The 277-nt window shown below is 49.1% G+C and carries 1 protein-coding gene; it reads right to left on the reverse strand.

Features of this window, described 5'->3' with window-relative positions; all coding sequences use genetic code 11:
* Positions 1-85: 85 nt before the first annotated feature.
* Positions 86-277: malate:quinone oxidoreductase (locus ACTHS4_RS11920; RefSeq protein ID WP_440365990.1), on the reverse strand; the 192-nt coding region annotated here is incomplete at its 5' end.

Below are 277 nucleotides of genomic sequence, written 5' to 3' on the forward strand. Positions count from 1 at the left end.
TTAGATTTCAGACGGCCTGAATGTCGCTATTTTAATGGTTTGAAAAAAGGCGGGCAAGAATGCCCGCCTTTGCGTCTGCTTCAATTTAGTGATGAATGCCCAAAACGGACGCGTTGTGGCTGATGATTTCGTCCGCCAAAGACGGATTGTCGTTCAGCTTGATACCGTAGCCGGGCACCAATTCTTTCAGACGGCCTGACCATGATTCGGCATGATCTGGGAAGCATTGGTTGATCAGCTTAATCATCAAAGGTACGGCGGTTGATGCACCTGGGGA

The sequence above is a fragment of the Neisseria sp. P0014.S009 genome (genome assembly GCF_051958155.1).
GTDB classification, from domain to species: domain Bacteria; phylum Pseudomonadota; class Gammaproteobacteria; order Burkholderiales; family Neisseriaceae; genus Neisseria; species Neisseria flavescens_C.